Source organism: Halomonas aquatica (assembly GCF_040196335.1).
GTDB classification, from domain to species: domain Bacteria; phylum Pseudomonadota; class Gammaproteobacteria; order Pseudomonadales; family Halomonadaceae; genus Halomonas; species Halomonas aquatica.
Map to the genome: position 1 here is coordinate 155,091 of NZ_JBEGCJ010000006.1, position 15,869 is coordinate 170,959.

The following is a 15,869-nucleotide window of genomic DNA, read 5'->3' on the forward strand; positions in this document are numbered from 1 at the left end:
AGATACTATTGGCCTAGGCTTCGCGCCGCCTTTACCTATAAGAATGATCTTCTTGCGCCCCGCTCGGGAGCGCTCTTCTCGTCAGGATGCACCATGTCAGGACTCCTTCGTCGCCTGTTCGCCCCGCGCTGGAAGCACTCGGATCCCGAGGTTCGCCGCCAGGCTGTATCACGTCTCGACCCGTCCATGGATGACCAGCGCCACATCCTTGAGCAGCTTGCCCTGGATCCCGACCACGGTGTCCGCGAGGCTGCGCTGGCGACCATGGAGGATCCCGAACGCCTGCTGACGCTGTGCCGAGAAGGAAACTCTTATCCCGAACTCGAACGGCACCTGATCGCCCTTCTGTCCGGCCGCCGCGGCCATCACGATCTGCCGGCGCGCATCGCGCTGGTGGAACGGATCGAGGACCGAAAACTGCTGAACGAGCTGGCCCTGCAGGGTGACAACCAGCAACTGCGCCTGGCGGCCCTGGCACGCCTCCAGGCGGAGGAAGACCTGATCCACCAGGCCTGTGACAACGGCATCGCCGCCGTGCGCCATGCCGCCGCTGCCCGGGTCGAGAGCGAGGCGGGACTCTCCCGGCTGGCCCATGAGTCCCGCCGTGACCGCCAGGTGGCCCGTGGAGCGCGGGAACGACTCAACCGACTGCGCGCCGACGCCGCCTCTCTGGCGGCGAGCCAGGCGGAGCGCGAGGAGCTTCTCGAAAAGCTCGAGCAACATGCCAATGGCCCCTGGGAGCCACTCTATGCCGGCCGGTTCCGCCACCTGACGCGAGAATGGGCCAGGCTCCGGGACCTGGCGGATGCCCGGCAGGAACGGCGCTACCAGGATGCCTGCCAGCGCTGCCGCAAGGTCATCGGCGACCACGAGGCCCAGGAACATGCCCGAGATGCCGACCATCGTCGCCGCGAGAATGCCGACCAGACCCGGGAATCCCTCGTGGAAGCGCTGGAGGAAAGCCTCGATGCCCTGCACCAGGACAGGCAGCTCACCGACCAGGACATCGACAGCCTGCGCGCCCAGAAGCGACTTCTGGCCAGCCGCTGGCAGGCGCTCTCCGACCATCACCTGGCCGATGAGGCGTTACGAGGCCGCTATGACGAGGCACTCGCCGAATACGAACGGATCGTCCAGGCCAGAGAGCGACTGGATGAACGCGAAGGCGCCATCGAGCGGGCCCTGGCAGAGGGCGATGATGATCGCCTGACGGCCCTTATCGAAGCCTGTGCATGGCCGGAGCGACTGGCACCGGCGCCACTTCTTGAGCGTGCCCGGCAGCAGCTGACCCCGGAGACTACCCGGGACGACGGGGACTTGGACGCCAGGCTTGCGCGTTTCGTCGAGGAGCTGGACGAGCTGGAAGGCCTGCTGGATAACGGCGCCTTCAAGGGAGCCAGTCGGCTCCACCAGCGCCTGCGTCAGGAGGCCGGACAGTTAGGGTCTCCTTCGCATGCCGATCAGGCCCGACTCAAGCGCCTGGCGGCGCGGCTTGCCGAACTCCGTGACTGGCGCGGCTTCGTCGCCGGACCCAAGCGCGACCAGCTATGCCAGGCCATCGAGGAGCTGGCCGAGAGTACCGCCTTGACCGAGGCCGAACTCGACCGCCGTCACCGCCAGCTGGTCAAGGAGTGGAAGACGCTGGGGGACGCTGCCGTCAACCGTGAGCAGTCCGCTCGATTCCGCGCCGCCTCCGACCGCATCAAGGCGCGCCTGGCCCCCTGGCGAGAACGCCAGCAGGCCGAGCGACAGCGCAACCTGGAGGCCCGGGAGGCACTCTGCGAGCAGCTCGAGACGCTGCTAGAACAGCCCGCCCATGAGGCCGACCCAGATGCACTGCGCGAGATCCGCGACCGCTCGCGGGAGCAATGGCGAGGCTTCGCCCCCGTGCCCCGCGAGCAGTCCGAGGCCATCGGCCGGCGCTTCGGGCGCATTCGCCATGAGCTGCAGGCGCTGATCGATCGGCGGGCCCTGGAAATCGCCGAGGCCAAGCGCGAGTTGATCGAGCAGACCCGCGAGCTGCGGGATCGCGACCTGCCGCCCGGCAAGCAGGCCGACCAGGCCAAGTCCCTGCAGCATCGCTGGCGGGCCCTGGGGCGCGCGCCGAAGGGCGAAGAGCAGGCCCTGTGGCGGGAGTTCCGCGCCCTGTGCGACGACATCTTCGCCCGCCGCGAAGCCGCCCGTGATGATCAGGCCCAGCGCAACCGCGCGCGGCTGGAGGCCATGCAGGCACTGATCGAGCGAGTGGACGCCTGGCACCCCTCCCGGAGCCGCGAGAACGACGTTCTGGACGAGGCCATCCGCGAGGCCTCGGCGCTGGAGCCCCTGCCTTCCGGTCGGCGCACTGAGGGCATGCGTCGGCGCTGGAACGGCATCGTGCGGGCTCGCCGGGAGCGTCTGGACCGCCTGGCACTTGCCGAGGAAGCCAATCGCTGGCAGGCCATCCGACCCCTGCTCAACGCGCATCTGGAGGCGGATGCCCAGCGGCTGGCCGGGACTCCCGCGCAGGAGGTCCCCCTGCCCCCGGGCCTCAACCTGCCACCCGAACTGCGTCACGCCCATGAAGCCCGCAATGCCGTCCGCCATTCCGGAACGACGGGCGAGGCGGAAGAGAAGCTCGCCCGCCTGCGGGCCCACCTCTCCCTGCTGGCCGGCGGCCACGTCCATCATCGTGACGATCCGCTGCGCCTGGCGATCCAGGTCGAGCGCCTCAACGAGAACATGGGCCAGGAGATCAGCCGCACCGAAGAGCTCCACCAGATACTCGGCGAACTGCTCGCCAACGGTCCGATGCCCGAAGGGCTATGGCAGCGTGAGGTCGGCGAACTCGACCGCATGCTCGAGACCCTGGCCGAACTGCCACCGCCCTGAAAGGCCTGTGAGTTCAGATCACCTCCAGACACGAACGCGCGAGGCCGAGGCCTCGCGCGGTCGTGTCTGCCGCCGGGGAGACCGGCGGCAAGCGTACTGCGGCAGTCGAGCGATCAGCCCATGAACTGGCCACCATTGATGTCGATGTTGGCGCCGGTGATGAAGCCCTGCTCCTTGTCCGCCAGGAAAGTGACCAGGCGACCGATCTCTTCCGGGGTGCCGTAGCGCTTGACCGGAATGGTCTCACGGATGGCCTCGCGCACCTTCTCGGGAATATTCATGATCATGTCGGTGGCGATGTAACCGGGAGAAACCGTGTTCACGGTAATGCCCTTGGTGGCGGTTTCCTGGGCCAGCGACATGGTCAGGCCGTGCATGCCCGCCTTGGCCGCCGCGTAGTTGACCTGGCCAAACTGGCCCTTGCGGCCGTTGATGGAGGAGATGTTGATGATCCGGCCGTAGCCCTTGTCGAGCATGCTCTCGATCACGCTGCGACAGGTGTTGAAGACGCTGTTGAGGTTGGTGTCGATGACCTCGCTCCACTGGTCCGGCGACATCTTCTTCAGGGTGCCGTCCCGAGTGATCCCGGCACAGTTGACCAGAACGGCAACCGGACCATGCTTCTCCTCGATCTCCTTGACCCCTTTCGCGCAGGCATCGTAATCGACCAGGTCGACCCCGATGATGTCGATGTTGTCATAGCCCTCGGCCTTCTGAGTCTCCAGCCAGGTCTTCGCTTTTTCCGGATTATGATACCCGGCGACCACCATGTAGCCCTGCGAGGCCAGCGAACGGCAGATGGCACTGCCGATACCTCCGGTGCCACCGGTGACCCAGGCGACGGGTGCTTGAGTTGTCATTGACTATCTCCGTGACGTGCATGACTTCTTCTCTGGTGCGACCAGCTAGGCCAACACCAGCATGACCATTATGAGTTGTTGGGCTGTCATCTTGATGATGCACGAATGAGTATGGACCAGAAAATGGCCTGGGGACGAGCGTTTGAAATCGATCCTTGACTAAAGGAGAAGGCGCTGTAGAATGCGCCCCACGTTGATGCGGGGTGGAGCAGTCTGGTAGCTCGTCGGGCTCATAACCCGAAGGTCATCGGTTCAAATCCGGTCCCCGCTACCAAATACAGAAGAAGGCCAGGATCGAATGATTCTGGCCTTTTTCATGCCCCCGCGAAGGTCATCGGTTCCCCCTCGTTTCAGATTCAGCGGTCCCCGCTACCAAATACCGAAGAAGGCCAGGATCGAATGATTCTGGCCTTTTTCATGCCTCCGCGAAGGTCATCGGTTCCCCCTCGTTTCAGATTCAGCGGTCCCCGCTACCAAATACCCAAGAAGGCCAGGATCGAATGATTCTGGCCTTTTTCATGCCTGTTCATGTCATGCTTGGGCATCGCTGAACAGCCCATCGGGCTCGTCTCCTTCATCCCTTCCCACGCCCCTTGATGTCCTGGGCCATGCCCAGCCTGCCGATACCCGGCAGCTTGAGGGCCGGGCGCCGCGGGTCGATTCCCAGTGAGAGGCCCAGCAGGTTGAGCTCGAGCCCCTCATCGCGACCTAGGGTCAGACCCAGCAGGCCGCCCAGAGAAGCGGTAAAGCCGAGCCCACCCGGCGCCTGAGCCAGCGGACCATCGAGCAGATAGTCCTTGCCCACCGCCGTCACCGGCAGCGTCGCCTCGAGCCCATCCACCTCACGGACCAGCCAGGCAGTGAAGGTGTTGCTGTTAGGGCCCGGCCAGGCACGATAGGCCGAGGGAGCCGGATAGACCGCCACCGCCGTCTCTACCGCGCCGATCATCGCCGCCGCCGCTTCGCCGCGGTAGTCGGCAAGCAGCACGGGCTCGCTGCCGTACCAGGCCCGATCCGGCGTGGTGGTCGACTGGGACACCAGGGACGGGCGTCGCCAGCTCAGCACATGGTGCATGCGCCAGGCCTCGGCCCCGGCCTCCCGGGTCGCGATCCAGGTATGCACCCCGAAGGCCCCTCGCCACCCCCAGGCCCTTGCCGCATAGACATGAACCATCGCCTCGGGTGCCTCCGCGGGGCTCGGAGCCAGGCCGACCGAGGTGCGATCGGCCGTGGACCAGTGGTCATGGCCTTCCACTCTCTCGGTGGCCAGCATCCACACCGGGCCGGCCAGCAGCAGGGCGATCACCACCGCCAATCCAGAGATAACACGCAAAATTCGTCGCACCACAGGCAGGCTCCCCTTGAAGTCACGGACGATCACCCGCATCTGTACAGCAAATTCATCTTCACGCAAGGCTACCGATCATGCCCATCGTCGACCCACGCACCGGTGAACCGCTCACCGACGACATCCCCGCCGGCGAGCCCCATGCCGCACCTGCCGGTAACCAGAGCGCCGAGATGATCATCGACGTCGATGCCGGCAACATTCAGCAGTTGCTCGAGACCTCGATGCAGATCCCGGTACTGCTCGACTGCCGAAGTCCGACCGATGAGGCGAGCCAGCAGCTCAGCCAGGTGCTGGAAAAGCTGGCGCGGGAATACAACGGTACCTTCCTGCTGGGCCGTCTCAACATCGACGAGAACCAGGAGATCGCCGGACAGCTAGGCGTGCGCTCGGGACCGGACGTCAAGCTGATCAGCCAGGGTGGACTGGTCGACCACTTCCAGGGCGCCCTGCCGGAGAAGCAGATCCGAGAATGGCTGGGCCGCTATTTCCCGGCCCCGGAGGAGGCACCGCAGACGCCCGAGGATCAGGCCGCCGAGGCCCTGGCCGCCGGGGACGCCGCCACCGCCCGGACCCTCTATCAGGAGCTGGTGCAGCAGTATCCACAGCACATCCCCTATCAGGTGGAACTGGCTCGCGCCCTGGTGGCCGAAGGCGAGGCCGAGCAGGCCCGCGAAATGCTCGACAACCTGCCCCCGGAAGATCGGGATGCCGCCCCGGCCCGCGGCGTGCGCGCCAGCATAGAGTTCGGCGAGCAGGCTCCCTCCCCCGAGGAACTGGCCGCCCTGGGCGACCGCGACGATAGCGAGGCCCAGTTCAAGCGCGCCCTTCGTCAGCTGGCCGATGGCCACTACGAGGCCGGCCTGGAGGCCCTGCTCGGTCTGATGAAGCGCGACCGGACCTACGGCGACGATGCCGCCCGCCGCACCCTGCTGCAGGCCTTCGACGCCCTGGGGGCTGGTCACCCGCTGACGGTCACCTATCGCCGAAAGCTCTTCGCCCTGCTCTACTGAGCCACGACCCATGACCTTCCCCCAGCCACAGACGGCCGCCGCCAAGGGCGGTCGCTGCCTGAGGCACGGGGCTTCATGCGTGGGGTTCAGCCTCGCAGTATGCCGTCCAGCCGGGCCAGGGCGGCATCCAGCTGGATCGCCGTGGTACCGAAGTTGAGGCGAGCAAAACCCGGCCAGCCGAAGTCGGCCCCGTCGGAGAGCGCGACCCCCGTCCGTTCCAGCAGCTGGCGCTGAGGAGACCCCTCCAGGCCCTGGAGGGCAGGCGCCTCACGAAGGTCCAGCCAGGTCAGGTAGGTGGATTCGGGGTAGCTCATTGCCACACCCGGCCAGCCAGCCACCCGGTCCACCAGGGTCCGACGATGGCCACGCAGCACCTCCAGAAGCGCCTGCCGCCAGGGTTCGCCATGGGTATGGGCCGCTTCTGCGGCCACCAGCCCGAGTATGTTGCCGTCCGGCTGAAGGCCCTTTGCCATCGCGGCGAAGCGCCGTCGCAAGCCCGCATCGGGAATCAACGCGCAGGCCGTGGTGAGCCCCGCCAGGTTGAAGGTCTTGGAGGGCGCCCAGAGGGTCAGGGTGCGCGAGGCAAGCTCGGGAAAGGCGACGGCCAGCGGCACGTGGCGGGCGCCCTCGTCGAGCAGAAGGTCGCAGTGAAGCTCATCGGAGACCACCAGCAGGTCGTGGCGCTGCACCAGTTCGGCCAGCCCCGCCATTTCTTCCCGCGTCCAGACCCGTCCGGTGGGATTGTGGGGCTGGCACCAGAGCAGCAGCCGGGTTGCCGGGGTGATCGCCGCCTCCAGGGCGTCCAGGTCGAGCCGCCAAGGGTCCTCTGGGGAGGCCGGGGCCTTCAGGGCTGCCTGCTGGGCAAGGCGCCCGGTGCGCTCGGCGACGCGCAGGAAGGGCGGATAGATCGGCGTGACTGTCAGCACACCGTCTCCCGGCTCGGTGAGCGCCAGGCAGGCCAGGTGCAGGGCCGGCACCACCCCCGGCAGCCACACCTGCCAGCCCGGGTCGATGGTCCAGCCATAATGCTCGACACTCCAGGCGCAGAGGGTCTCGCGCAGCGAGTCGGGGACCAGGCCGTAGCCGAAGACGCCGTGCGCGACCCGCGCCTGCAGCGCCTCGATGACCGCCGGCGGCGATGCGAAGTCCATGTCGGCGACCCACAGCGGCAGCACCTCCTCCCCATAGCGATGCCACTTCTGCGAGGGCCAAGGGCCGCCCGACGGGTGGCGACGCTCGACGGGCGTGGCAAAATCGAATTCCATGTGTAGTTCCCGCTTTCAGAAGGCCAGCAAGATGACAGAGACCATGCCCCATGACGGCTTCTATGCCAAGGTGCGCCGCGGCCTGCCCGACCTGGTCGGGCAGTGGCTCACCCTGGGCCAGGGCGATCCAGACCGCCTGGCGCTGCTGCTCGCCGAGACCGCCCGGGTGACCCGAATCGGCCTCCCGGAGGAGACCCCGGACGGCGAGAGCCTCGTCGCCTGGAGCGAAGCCGGTGGCGAGGAACCGCCGCTGTGGGCGGCGCGCACCGCCACCTTCCTGCTGGTGCAGATGCCCGCCCGCCCCCTGCCGGCCAGCGATGACGAGGCCTGCGCCTGGGCCTACTGCTGGCTGCGCAATCGCGAATTCGATGGCGTCGGCGCCGCCGAGCAGGCGCTGCCAGAGCACCTGCGCGAGCCGCTGGCCGTCGCACTGAGGGCCGCCTGGACCGACCTCAAGGGTCTGCGCCTGGTCTAGTCACCAGGCCTCCCGGCGCCCATTACACGGGCAAACTGGACTGAAAGGGTACAGTCGATGCCTTCACGCCAGTCTGCGAAGAACCCGATAAGGATAAGGCAAACAGCATGGATGTTCCCCTGAGCTGGCAGCTGGCCAAGCTGCTGGTCTCCATCGCCGCGGTGCTCGGCCTCTCGATGATCGCCGAGCGGGTCAACCCGCGCGTAGCCGGCCTGCTCTCCGGCTACCCCCTGGGCACCGCCATCGCGCTGTTCTTCATCGGCCTGGAGATATCCCCGACCTTCGCCACCGAGAGCGCCGTGCACACCCTGGCAGGCTTCAGCGCCACCCTGGCGCTGGGCGGCGGATACCTGCTGTGCGCCCGCCGCGACGGCCTGACCGGCGTGCTCGCCGGTAGCGCGGGCGGCTTCATCGCCTGGCTGGCGGTGAGCCTGTTGTTGACCCAGCTGGAGTTCACAAGGCTGACCGGCACCCTTACCACCCTGGCAGCCATCATCGTCTTCCTGCGGCTCTATCGGCGGGTACCGGATACCGTGGCCGGCCCAAGGGGCGGCTTCAGTTGGGCCGCGCTGGGCCTTCGAGCCGCCCTGGCCGCCGGCATCATCTTCCTGATCACCGGACTCGCCCACGTGATGCCGGCCGCCTGGGCCGGGGTCATGGCCGCCTTCCCGGTGACCATGTACCCCTTCCTGGTGATACTGCACCTGACCCACGGCGCGGCGCCGGTGGCCACGGTGATCAAGCACTACCCGGCCGGGCTCGGCGCCCTGCTCTGCTATGCCCTGAGCATCTCGCTCACCTATGAGCGCCTCGGGCTGCTGATCGGCACCCTGGCCGGCTTCGTCGTTGCCACCGCCTGGCTGCTGGCCTGGACCCGCCTGCAGGCATGGCGGACCCGACGTCTGGCCGGGAGCCCGTGACCAGGCACTTGACCGAGCGCTTGCTCGGGGCAAAGCTGTCCCTCCAGAGACGACCACTAGGAACCCGCCGATGTTCGTATGCACCGTCGAGCCCGCCTTCTACGACACCGATGCCCTGGGCCACGTCAACAACACCCGGCTGCCGGCCTGGTTCGAGCTGGCCCGCAATGACCTCTTCCGCCTCTTCACGCCTGACCTGGACCCGCGCAAGTGGCGACTGATCATGGCACGCATGGAGGTCGACTATCGGGCCGAGCTGCAGTATGGGCGCGAGATCGAGATCCGTACCTATGTCTCGCGGCTCGGCAACAGCTCCTTCACGGTAAGCCAGGAGGCTCGCCAGGATGGGAAGCTGACCAACCTCGGTCACGCCGTGATGGTGCATTTCGACCACGAGACCAAGCAGGCCATCCCCATCGAGGGCGAATTGCGCGAGGCCCTGGAGGCCCACCGCCAGGAGGAGCCGGCAGACGCATGACCCCGGCAGTGAAGGTACTTGAGAAGGCCGGCGTGGCCTTCCACCTGGAAAGCTACGAGCACGACCCGCGCACCCCCGCCTTCGGCGAGGAGGCCGCCCGGGCCCTGGGCCTCTCGGCCGACGAGGTGTACAAGACCCTGCTCGCCCGGCTGGACGATGGCCGCCTGGTGGTGGCCATCGTACCGGTCTCCGGCCAGCTCGACCTCAAGGCTCTGGCCCGAGCCGCCGGGGCCCGCAGGGCCAGCCTGGCTGACCCCGCCGACGCCGAGCGAACCACCGGCTACGTGGTGGGCGGCATCAGCCCGCTGGGCCAGCGAAAGCGCCTGCCCACCTTCCTCGATGCCAGCGCCCTGAGCCTCGAGGCGATCCACGTCAGCGGCGGCCGGCGGGGGCTGGAGATCCGCCTCGCCCCGGGCGACCTGGCCCGGCTCATCGGCGCACGCGAGGCCCCGCTTCGCCGCTGAGCCCCACTCGAGTCAGCCCTGAGCCGAACCCAGCACAACGCTGTCCCAGCAGGACAGTCCTCACCGACGGGAGCCCCCATGGCCATCCGCTATACCCTCTGGCTGGATCCGGACGACATCCCCCGGCACCGTGCCGTCGAGGCTGACCTGAAGCGCTACTTCCTCGAGCGCTTCGCCGACTATCCGCACATCCGCTTGTTCGGCGCCGACCCTTACGATTATGATGCGCCGTTCAATCGCCTCCATGACGTGCTGATGGCAAGGGCCGGCGAGTACTGCGAGCGGGAATGGCGCTACGTGCCCACTCCCGAGCAGCTCAACCGCGCCTTCTTCCTGGCCGTGGGGCACTCGACCAAGTTTGTACGGGACGACGACGATGGTGATCCGAACCGATCAGGCCCCTGACGAGCACCAGCTGGCCATCATCGCCGAGCAGCTCGGCCGCGCGCCCCGCGGCATCGAGGCCCTGGCCGCCACCGACGGCGAGGGCACCCCGCTGGTGCTGCGCATGGCCCCCATCGTCGACGGCAAGCCCTTCCCGACGCTCTACTGGCTCTGCTCGGAGCGTCTCAAGATCGAGATCTCGCACATCGAGGCCGCCGGGGTGATCAAGCAGTTGGAGACCCTTCTGCAGGAAGACGCCGACTTCCTGGCCGCCTATCACCGCAGCCACGACGCCTACGTGGCGGCTCGCTGGGGCTACATGAGCGAGGCCCAGAGGACGGAGGTCACCCAACTCGGGTACGAGGGGGTGCTCACCGCACGCGGCATCGGCGGCATCGCCAACCGTGACCAGGTCCGCTGCCTGCATACCCAGTATGCCCACCACCTGTGCGGCGAGAACGTCATCGGCCAGTGGCTCGACGAGCACTACGGGGTCGCCGATTGCCTGCCGTGATCTCAGCATCATATCCCGACACTAATCCCGACAACATAAGGAGTTCCCTGGATCTACCTGGATACCCATGTGATGGCCAGGCACTCGCTGAGCCGGCCATCACGACCGCGAAGGGCGCCCTCGGGGCGCCCTTCGCGTTTTCGGGTTGGGACTTCCGGCACCTTGGCCCGAGCCGCTAGGATGAGGGCCTGCCAAGGAGGAAAGCATGTCGAGATTCTGCGTCTACCTGGGGTCCCGGGAGGGCCGTGACCCGCACTTCCTCGAGGCCGCGCAACGACTCGGGGACGAACTGGCCCGGCGTGGCCATGGGCTGGTCTATGGCGGCGCCCGCGTCGGCCTGATGGGCCGACTGGCCGATGCCGTGATGGCCGCCGGCGGAGAGGCCATCGGCGTGATGCCCGACCACCTGGTCGAGCGCGAGCAGGCCCATCAGGGCCTGACCGAGCTGGTCCGGGTCCGCAACATGCACGAGCGCAAGGCCAGCATGGCCGCCCATGCCGATGCCTTCATCGTGCTGCCCGGAGGCATCGGGACCCTGGAGGAGTTCTTCGAGGCCTGGACATGGCACTACCTGGGTATCCACGACAAGCCCATCGGCGTGCTCGATACCGCCGGGTTCTATGCCCCGCTGCTGAGCTTCCTCGACAACACGGTGGAACAAGGCTTCCTCGATGGCCGCACCCGGGCCGAGCTGATCGATGTCGCCGAGCCCGCCGACCTGCTGGATGCCCTGGAGGCTCGACTGGCCAGCGGCGAGGACTGAGGAGAAGACGTGCGCTCCTGACGGGAGCATGCCGGTTCAGGCGTCGGCGGTGAGCTCGAGGGTGCGCTGGTAGGTCAGCTGAAGCAGGCGGGCATCTTCTCCGGCGCGATGCCGATGGATGCCCTGCTCGCGGATCAACGCTTCCTTGGTGCGGCTCCACAGAGCCTGCTGCTGCTCGCTCAGCAAGATGCGCAAGGCCTCCAGCCGGAAGGCCGGCAACATGCCGGCATGATGAAAGAGCAGCGACAGCCAGGTGTTGTCATAGCCCCAGCTGTCGCTGTAGGCGATGCCGACGTCCCCCAGCTCATCGTTGAGCCAGCGCGCCACCTGGCGAACCGGATAGCCCTCGCGCTCCAGTCGCCCACGGCTGATACCGTGCAGCAGCTCTGCCTTGGGGTCCCAGTGCGTCCACTCGTCCAGCGGCTGGATGAGGAAGGAGCAGGTACTCCCATCGGGGCGGGCCAGGCCCACCTCGATAGGGTAGCTGCCGCGCCCGAAGCCGGACGCCTCGATATCCAGCAGTGTGGGTAGCGTCACGGGCGGGGGAGTCCTTGGTCGAAATAGCCGATGCCGTCGCATCGAAGGCCTAGTGTCTTGTCTCGCCTTCGGTCCTGTCCAGTAAGTCAGGGCCCGGGGAACCAGAGCCCGGCGAACCCGCCTCAAGCGAACCGGAAAACCCTGCCAGGCCGTCGGCCAGGGCCTGCCAGTGCCTGGCCTTCTCGGCATCCACCGACAGGCTCAGCTCGCCGTGGCGGTAGGCCCGAGCCAGGCGGGTAGCCGCCAAGGGATGGCCTGCCTCGCCGGCGCGTGCATACCAGGTCACGGCATGGTCGTCGCGCCGCGGATACTGGGCGCAACCGTACTCGTAGATCTGGCCTGCCTGGTGCTGGGCCTTGGCATCACCGGCGTGCGCGGCCTCGAGCACATAGCGTGCCCCGCGGGCCTTGTCCTGAGGACTGACGCCACGGTGGAAGAGCATGTGCCCATACTGCGACAACGCAGCCCGGTGCCCGGCATCGGCACAGCGCTGAAAGAGGCGCATGGTCAGGCGCTGAGTGCGCGGCGAACGAGGCAGCCAGCGAGTATGAAACAACTGCTGCGCAAGCCGGTATTCGAGCCGGGTGAACAGTGAGGATGCCTCTGGCATGGCAACTACCCTGCGTCCAATTGAGCGGAAGGGATGCCGGCCACGCCCTGTGTCCGGCACCCCTCCCTCTAGTAAACGGTGGCCCTGCGGACTCCGCCGGGGCTATGGGTTGGCAAGCATACGCGCCCCCCGTCAGTGACTCAACCCCCGTAATTTGCCGCCCCGCCGGAGCCTCGCTAACATGCCGGATCACCTCCCATCAGCCACCCTGCAAGGAGCGACGGATGCAGATGCGACCGCTAGGCGATACCGGCATCGAGGTCAGCCGCCTCTGCCTGGGCACCATGACCTTCGGCGAGCAGAACAGTGAAGCCGAGGCCCACGAGCAGCTAGACCGTGCCACGGCTTTCGGTATCAACTTCATCGATACCGCCGAGATGTATCCGGTGCCCCCGAAGGCCGAGACTCAGGGGCGCACCGAGGCCTACATCGGCAACTGGCTGAAGCGTCGCGGCAGCCGCGATGACCTGGTCATTGCCACCAAGGCAGCCGGCCCGGGGCTGGACTACCTCCGTGGTGGCCCGCGATTGACTCGCGCCCACCTCCACCAGGCCATCGACGATAGCCTCGCACGCCTGCAGACCGACCATGTCGACCTCTACCAGCTGCACTGGCCGGACCGGAAGGCCAACTTCTTCGGCAAGCTCGGCTATGTTCATGACGAAAAAGAGGATGCCACCGCACTGGAGGAGACCCTCGCGGCACTCAAGGAACTGGTGGACGCCGGCAAGGTGCGGGCCATCGGACTGTCCAACGACACCCCCTGGGGGGTGATGCGCGCCCTTCACCTGGCCGAGGCTCTGGGCCTGCCGCGAGTGGCGAGCATCCAGAATCCCTACAGCCTGCTCAATCGTAGCTTCGAGGTGGGCCTGGCCGAGATCAGTCATCGCGAGCGGGTCGGCCTGCTGGCCTACTCCCCGCTGGCCTTTGGCGCCCTTTCCGGCAAGTACCTCGATGGTGCCCGGCCGGCCGGTGCCCGCCTGACGTTGTTCGAGCGTTTTCAGCGCTACACCGCGCCGCTGGCCGAGGAGGCGACCGCCGCCTATGTGCGGATCGCACGCGAGCACGACCTGGACCCGGCACAGATGGCGCTGGCCTACGTCAATTCGAGGAGTTTCCTGACCAGCAATATCATCGGCGCCACCACCATGGAGCAGCTGGAAAGCAACCTCGCAAGCGAATCCCTGAGGCTCGACCGGGAGGTGCTGGAGGCCATCGAGGCGGTCCACCAGCGCATCCCCAACCCAGCGCCCTGAAGCGGCCCTGGCCATGGGCTATCTGCCCGATAGTCCATGGCCCTCGGGCGGCTTGGTATACTGGCCGGAACGACCGTCAGGCCACCCCTTCAGGTACAGGAGCGCCCCATGCTGAGCGTGATCTCGCCCGCCAAGACGCTGGACTTCGAGACCCCCGCCACCACGACCCGGCACACACAGCCGGATCACCTCGACCGCAGTCGGGAACTGATCGAGATCCTGAGGGACTACTCGCCCCAGCGGCTCAGCGAGCTGATGGGCATCAGCGACAAGCTCGCGGGGCTCAATGCCGCTCGCTTCGCCGAGTGGCACACCCCCTTCTCACCGGAGAACGCCAAGCCCGCCGCCCAGGCCTTCCAGGGGGATGTCTATGTGGGGCTCGAGGCTGGCACCTTCGATGACGACGACAACGCCTTCGCCCAGGAGCACCTGCGCATCCTCTCCGGCCTCTACGGCCTGCTGCGCCCCCTCGACCTGATCCAGCCCTACCGCCTGGAGATGGGCACCCGGCTCGAGAACCCGGCAGGAAAGGACCTCTATGCCTTCTGGAAGGCGACGCTGACCGCAGAGCTCGATCGCGCCTTGGCCGCCAGCGGCAGCCCGGTGTTGGTCAACCTGGCCTCCAACGAGTACTTCAAGGCGATCGACACGAAGCGGCTCACGTCACGGGTGATCACCCCGGTGTTCAAGGACGAGAAGAACGGCAAGCTGAAGATCATCAGCTTCTATGCCAAGAAGGCCCGTGGACTGATGGCGGCCTGGATGATCCGCCAGCGCCTGGACGACCCCGAGGGCCTGAAGCACTTCGACGTGGCCGGCTACGCCTTCAATGCTGCCCTCTCCGAGGGAGACACCCTGGTGTTCACTCGCCCCGAGGGGGCCGCCTGAGGTCGCTCAAGAAAAGACGAGGGAGCGCCCCGAGCGCTCCTTCAGGAAACGGCGATGGGCCTGCTTGAAGCCCTCGTCGTCGCAGCGGTGCAGCCACTCGTAGGCCACCATGTCGCAACTCACCGCCACCGCGCCGGCATGGGTCATCCGCTCCCTGGCCAGGCGCGCCTCGGCCTCCCGCCGGCTGGCCGTCGCCTCGACCAGCCAGTATACCTCGTAGCCCGCCTCGAGCAGGCCAAGGCCCGTCTGCATCACGCAGATATGCGCCTCGGTACCGCAAAGCACCACCTGACGCTTTCCGGTCTCCGCCAGCGCCTCGGCGAAGGCCGGCTCGTCATGTGCGCCGAAATGCAGCTTCTGCCAGACACGATGTCCCGGCAGCGCCTCCAGCAACCGGGGCTCGCTGTGCCCCAGTCCCTGTGGATACTGCTCGGTCACCCAGACCGGCACCTCCAGGGAGGTGGCCAGTTCCCCCAGCCAGGCCGCCTCGGTCACCGCCTGCTCACCGTGCTCGATCACCGGCACCAGGCCGGCCTGCAGGTCGACGATCAGCATCAGGCTCTTCTCTCTCGACAGGCGCATCGGCGTACCTCCGTTCTGGGTTGTCGTGCTTGGTTATCATGCTTGGATGTCGTGGCAGACCAGCATAGCCATTAGTATGGGCGCTTCCGACTCTTTCTTGTTTCCTTCCCCCGATGAGCAGCGGCGCCTTCGTCACTGAGCATCAGACCGTGACGCAAAAGGCCGGGCAACATGCCCGGCCTTTTCTTTACCTTTATGCCCCGGAGGCGAGAGATCAGTACTGCGCGTCTTCTGTGGCCTCCTGCATCTTCTCGCCCATTTCCTCCATGCCTTCCCCCATCTCTTCCATGGACTCATCGATCTTCTCGCCTGCCTGCTCGGCCGGCCCCTGCTCCTCGCAGCCGGCCAGTCCGACCCCCAGCATGGTGATCAAAAGGGCCAGGCCAAGCCTGCGCATCATCTCGCGCTTCATTGTCATCTCCTCCTGAGACGTGCAAGTCCGTAGGGGCTTGCAGGAGAACCATAGCCACTGTCAGACGGCCTTTCCACTCGAGGTCCATGTGTTTAAACGGCCAGACATGAAAAAACCCCGAGTTCAGTGAACTCGGGGTTTTCTCGGAATAGGTGCCTGACGATGACCTACTCTCGCATGGGGAGACCCCACACTACCATCGGCGCTGAGCGGTTTCACTGCTGAGTTC

At 66.8% G+C, this 15,869-nt stretch carries 18 protein-coding genes, 1 tRNA gene and 1 rRNA gene; 12 read left to right on the forward strand and 8 right to left on the reverse strand.

Features of this window, described 5'->3' with window-relative positions:
• Positions 1 to 93 precede the first annotated feature (93 nt).
• Positions 94 to 2,871 (forward strand): DUF349 domain-containing protein, encoded by a 2,778-nt coding sequence (locus tag ABE960_RS14010; protein ID WP_349762920.1) that lies wholly within the window; start codon positions 94 to 96, stop codon positions 2,869 to 2,871.
• 113 nt (positions 2,872 to 2,984) lie between these two features.
• Here the strand turns inward: ABE960_RS14010 and phbB are convergent, their stop codons facing one another.
• Positions 2,985 to 3,731, reverse strand: a complete 747-nt coding sequence (gene phbB / locus ABE960_RS14015) for an acetoacetyl-CoA reductase (protein ID WP_349762921.1) — start codon at positions 3,729 to 3,731, stop codon at positions 2,985 to 2,987.
• A 197-nt stretch (positions 3,732 to 3,928) separates the two neighbouring features.
• Between phbB and ABE960_RS14020 the strand changes: the two genes are divergently transcribed.
• Positions 3,929 to 4,005: transfer RNA gene (locus ABE960_RS14020), tRNA-Met, on the forward strand.
• A 300-nt stretch (positions 4,006 to 4,305) separates the two neighbouring features.
• Here the strand turns inward: ABE960_RS14020 and ABE960_RS14025 are convergent.
• Entirely contained in the window at positions 4,306 to 5,145 is an 840-nt protein-coding gene (locus tag ABE960_RS14025; RefSeq protein ID WP_349762922.1) for a DUF3750 domain-containing protein, read from the reverse strand.
• 11 nt (positions 5,146 to 5,156) lie between these two features.
• On the opposite strand from ABE960_RS14025, the gene ABE960_RS14030 reads away from it, so the two are divergent.
• Complete coding sequence (locus ABE960_RS14030; RefSeq protein ID WP_349762923.1) at positions 5,157 to 6,092, forward strand: tetratricopeptide repeat protein; 936 nt, start codon at positions 5,157 to 5,159, stop codon at positions 6,090 to 6,092.
• Between the two features lie 86 nt (positions 6,093 to 6,178).
• Here the strand turns inward: ABE960_RS14030 and ABE960_RS14035 are convergent, their stop codons facing one another.
• On the reverse strand, positions 6,179 to 7,357 hold the full coding sequence (locus ABE960_RS14035; protein ID WP_349762925.1) for a MalY/PatB family protein: 1,179 nt from the start codon (positions 7,355 to 7,357) through the stop codon (positions 6,179 to 6,181).
• A gap of 43 nt (positions 7,358 to 7,400) precedes the next feature.
• On the opposite strand from ABE960_RS14035, the gene ABE960_RS14040 reads away from it, so the two are divergent.
• The 7 genes from ABE960_RS14040 to ABE960_RS14070 all read left to right on the forward strand — a co-directional run bounded on the left by ABE960_RS14040 (position 7,401) and on the right by ABE960_RS14070 (position 11,355).
• The gene (locus tag ABE960_RS14040; RefSeq protein WP_349762940.1) at positions 7,401 to 7,832 is read left to right on the forward strand and encodes a hypothetical protein; all 432 of its coding nucleotides are present in this window, start codon (positions 7,401 to 7,403) and stop codon (positions 7,830 to 7,832) included.
• 107 nt (positions 7,833 to 7,939) lie between these two features.
• Positions 7,940 to 8,752 (forward strand): hypothetical protein, encoded by an 813-nt coding sequence (locus ABE960_RS14045; RefSeq protein WP_349762926.1) that lies wholly within the window; start codon positions 7,940 to 7,942, stop codon positions 8,750 to 8,752.
• 70 nt (positions 8,753 to 8,822) lie between these two features.
• Positions 8,823 to 9,230 (forward strand): acyl-CoA thioesterase, encoded by a 408-nt coding sequence (locus ABE960_RS14050; RefSeq protein WP_349762927.1) that lies wholly within the window; start codon positions 8,823 to 8,825, stop codon positions 9,228 to 9,230.
• On the forward strand, positions 9,227 to 9,694 hold the full coding sequence (gene ybaK, locus ABE960_RS14055; protein WP_349762928.1) for a Cys-tRNA(Pro) deacylase: 468 nt from the start codon (positions 9,227 to 9,229) through the stop codon (positions 9,692 to 9,694). Before ABE960_RS14050 ends, ybaK begins: the two co-directional genes overlap by 4 nt.
• 78 nt (positions 9,695 to 9,772) lie before the next feature.
• The gene (locus ABE960_RS14060; RefSeq protein ID WP_349762929.1) at positions 9,773 to 10,099 is read left to right on the forward strand and encodes a hypothetical protein; all 327 of its coding nucleotides are present in this window, start codon (positions 9,773 to 9,775) and stop codon (positions 10,097 to 10,099) included.
• Positions 10,071 to 10,592: a DUF501 domain-containing protein gene (locus ABE960_RS14065; protein ID WP_349762930.1), complete on the forward strand. Its 522-nt coding sequence runs from the start codon at positions 10,071 to 10,073 to the stop codon at positions 10,590 to 10,592. The genes ABE960_RS14060 and ABE960_RS14065 overlap by 29 nt, the downstream gene beginning before the upstream one ends.
• A gap of 205 nt (positions 10,593 to 10,797) precedes the next feature.
• Entirely contained in the window at positions 10,798 to 11,355 is a 558-nt protein-coding gene (locus ABE960_RS14070) for an LOG family protein (protein ID WP_349762931.1), read from the forward strand.
• A gap of 36 nt (positions 11,356 to 11,391) precedes the next feature.
• On the opposite strand, the gene ABE960_RS14075 is transcribed toward ABE960_RS14070, so the two are convergent.
• Both ABE960_RS14075 and ABE960_RS14080 read right to left on the reverse strand, forming a co-directional pair.
• Positions 11,392 to 11,892 (reverse strand): hypothetical protein, encoded by a 501-nt coding sequence (locus tag ABE960_RS14075; RefSeq protein WP_349762932.1) that lies wholly within the window; start codon positions 11,890 to 11,892, stop codon positions 11,392 to 11,394.
• A 49-nt stretch (positions 11,893 to 11,941) separates the two neighbouring features.
• Positions 11,942 to 12,502 carry a tetratricopeptide repeat protein gene (locus ABE960_RS14080; protein ID WP_349762933.1) on the reverse strand — a complete coding sequence of 187 codons (561 nt, stop codon included), beginning with the start codon at positions 12,500 to 12,502 and terminating at the stop codon, positions 11,942 to 11,944.
• 224 nt (positions 12,503 to 12,726) lie between these two features.
• On the opposite strand from ABE960_RS14080, the gene ABE960_RS14085 reads away from it, so the two are divergent.
• Complete coding sequence (locus ABE960_RS14085) at positions 12,727 to 13,758, forward strand: NADP(H)-dependent aldo-keto reductase (RefSeq protein ID WP_349762934.1); 1,032 nt, start codon at positions 12,727 to 12,729, stop codon at positions 13,756 to 13,758.
• Positions 13,759 to 13,866: 108 nt separating this feature from the next.
• Positions 13,867 to 14,646: a peroxide stress protein YaaA gene (gene yaaA, locus ABE960_RS14090; protein WP_349762935.1), complete on the forward strand. Its 780-nt coding sequence runs from the start codon at positions 13,867 to 13,869 to the stop codon at positions 14,644 to 14,646.
• Positions 14,647 to 14,652: 6 nt separating this feature from the next.
• On the opposite strand, the gene ABE960_RS14095 is transcribed toward yaaA, so the two are convergent.
• From ABE960_RS14095 to rrf, 3 genes are all read right to left on the reverse strand, one after another.
• Positions 14,653 to 15,228 carry an isochorismatase family protein gene (locus tag ABE960_RS14095; RefSeq protein ID WP_349762936.1) on the reverse strand — a complete coding sequence of 192 codons (576 nt, stop codon included), beginning with the start codon at positions 15,226 to 15,228 and terminating at the stop codon, positions 14,653 to 14,655.
• A 214-nt stretch (positions 15,229 to 15,442) separates the two neighbouring features.
• Positions 15,443 to 15,640, reverse strand: coding sequence for a hypothetical protein (locus tag ABE960_RS14100; protein WP_349762937.1), 198 nt, complete (start codon positions 15,638 to 15,640; stop codon positions 15,443 to 15,445).
• A gap of 154 nt (positions 15,641 to 15,794) precedes the next feature.
• Positions 15,795 to 15,869: ribosomal RNA gene (gene rrf, locus ABE960_RS14895) — 5S ribosomal RNA — on the reverse strand; the annotation flags it as partial.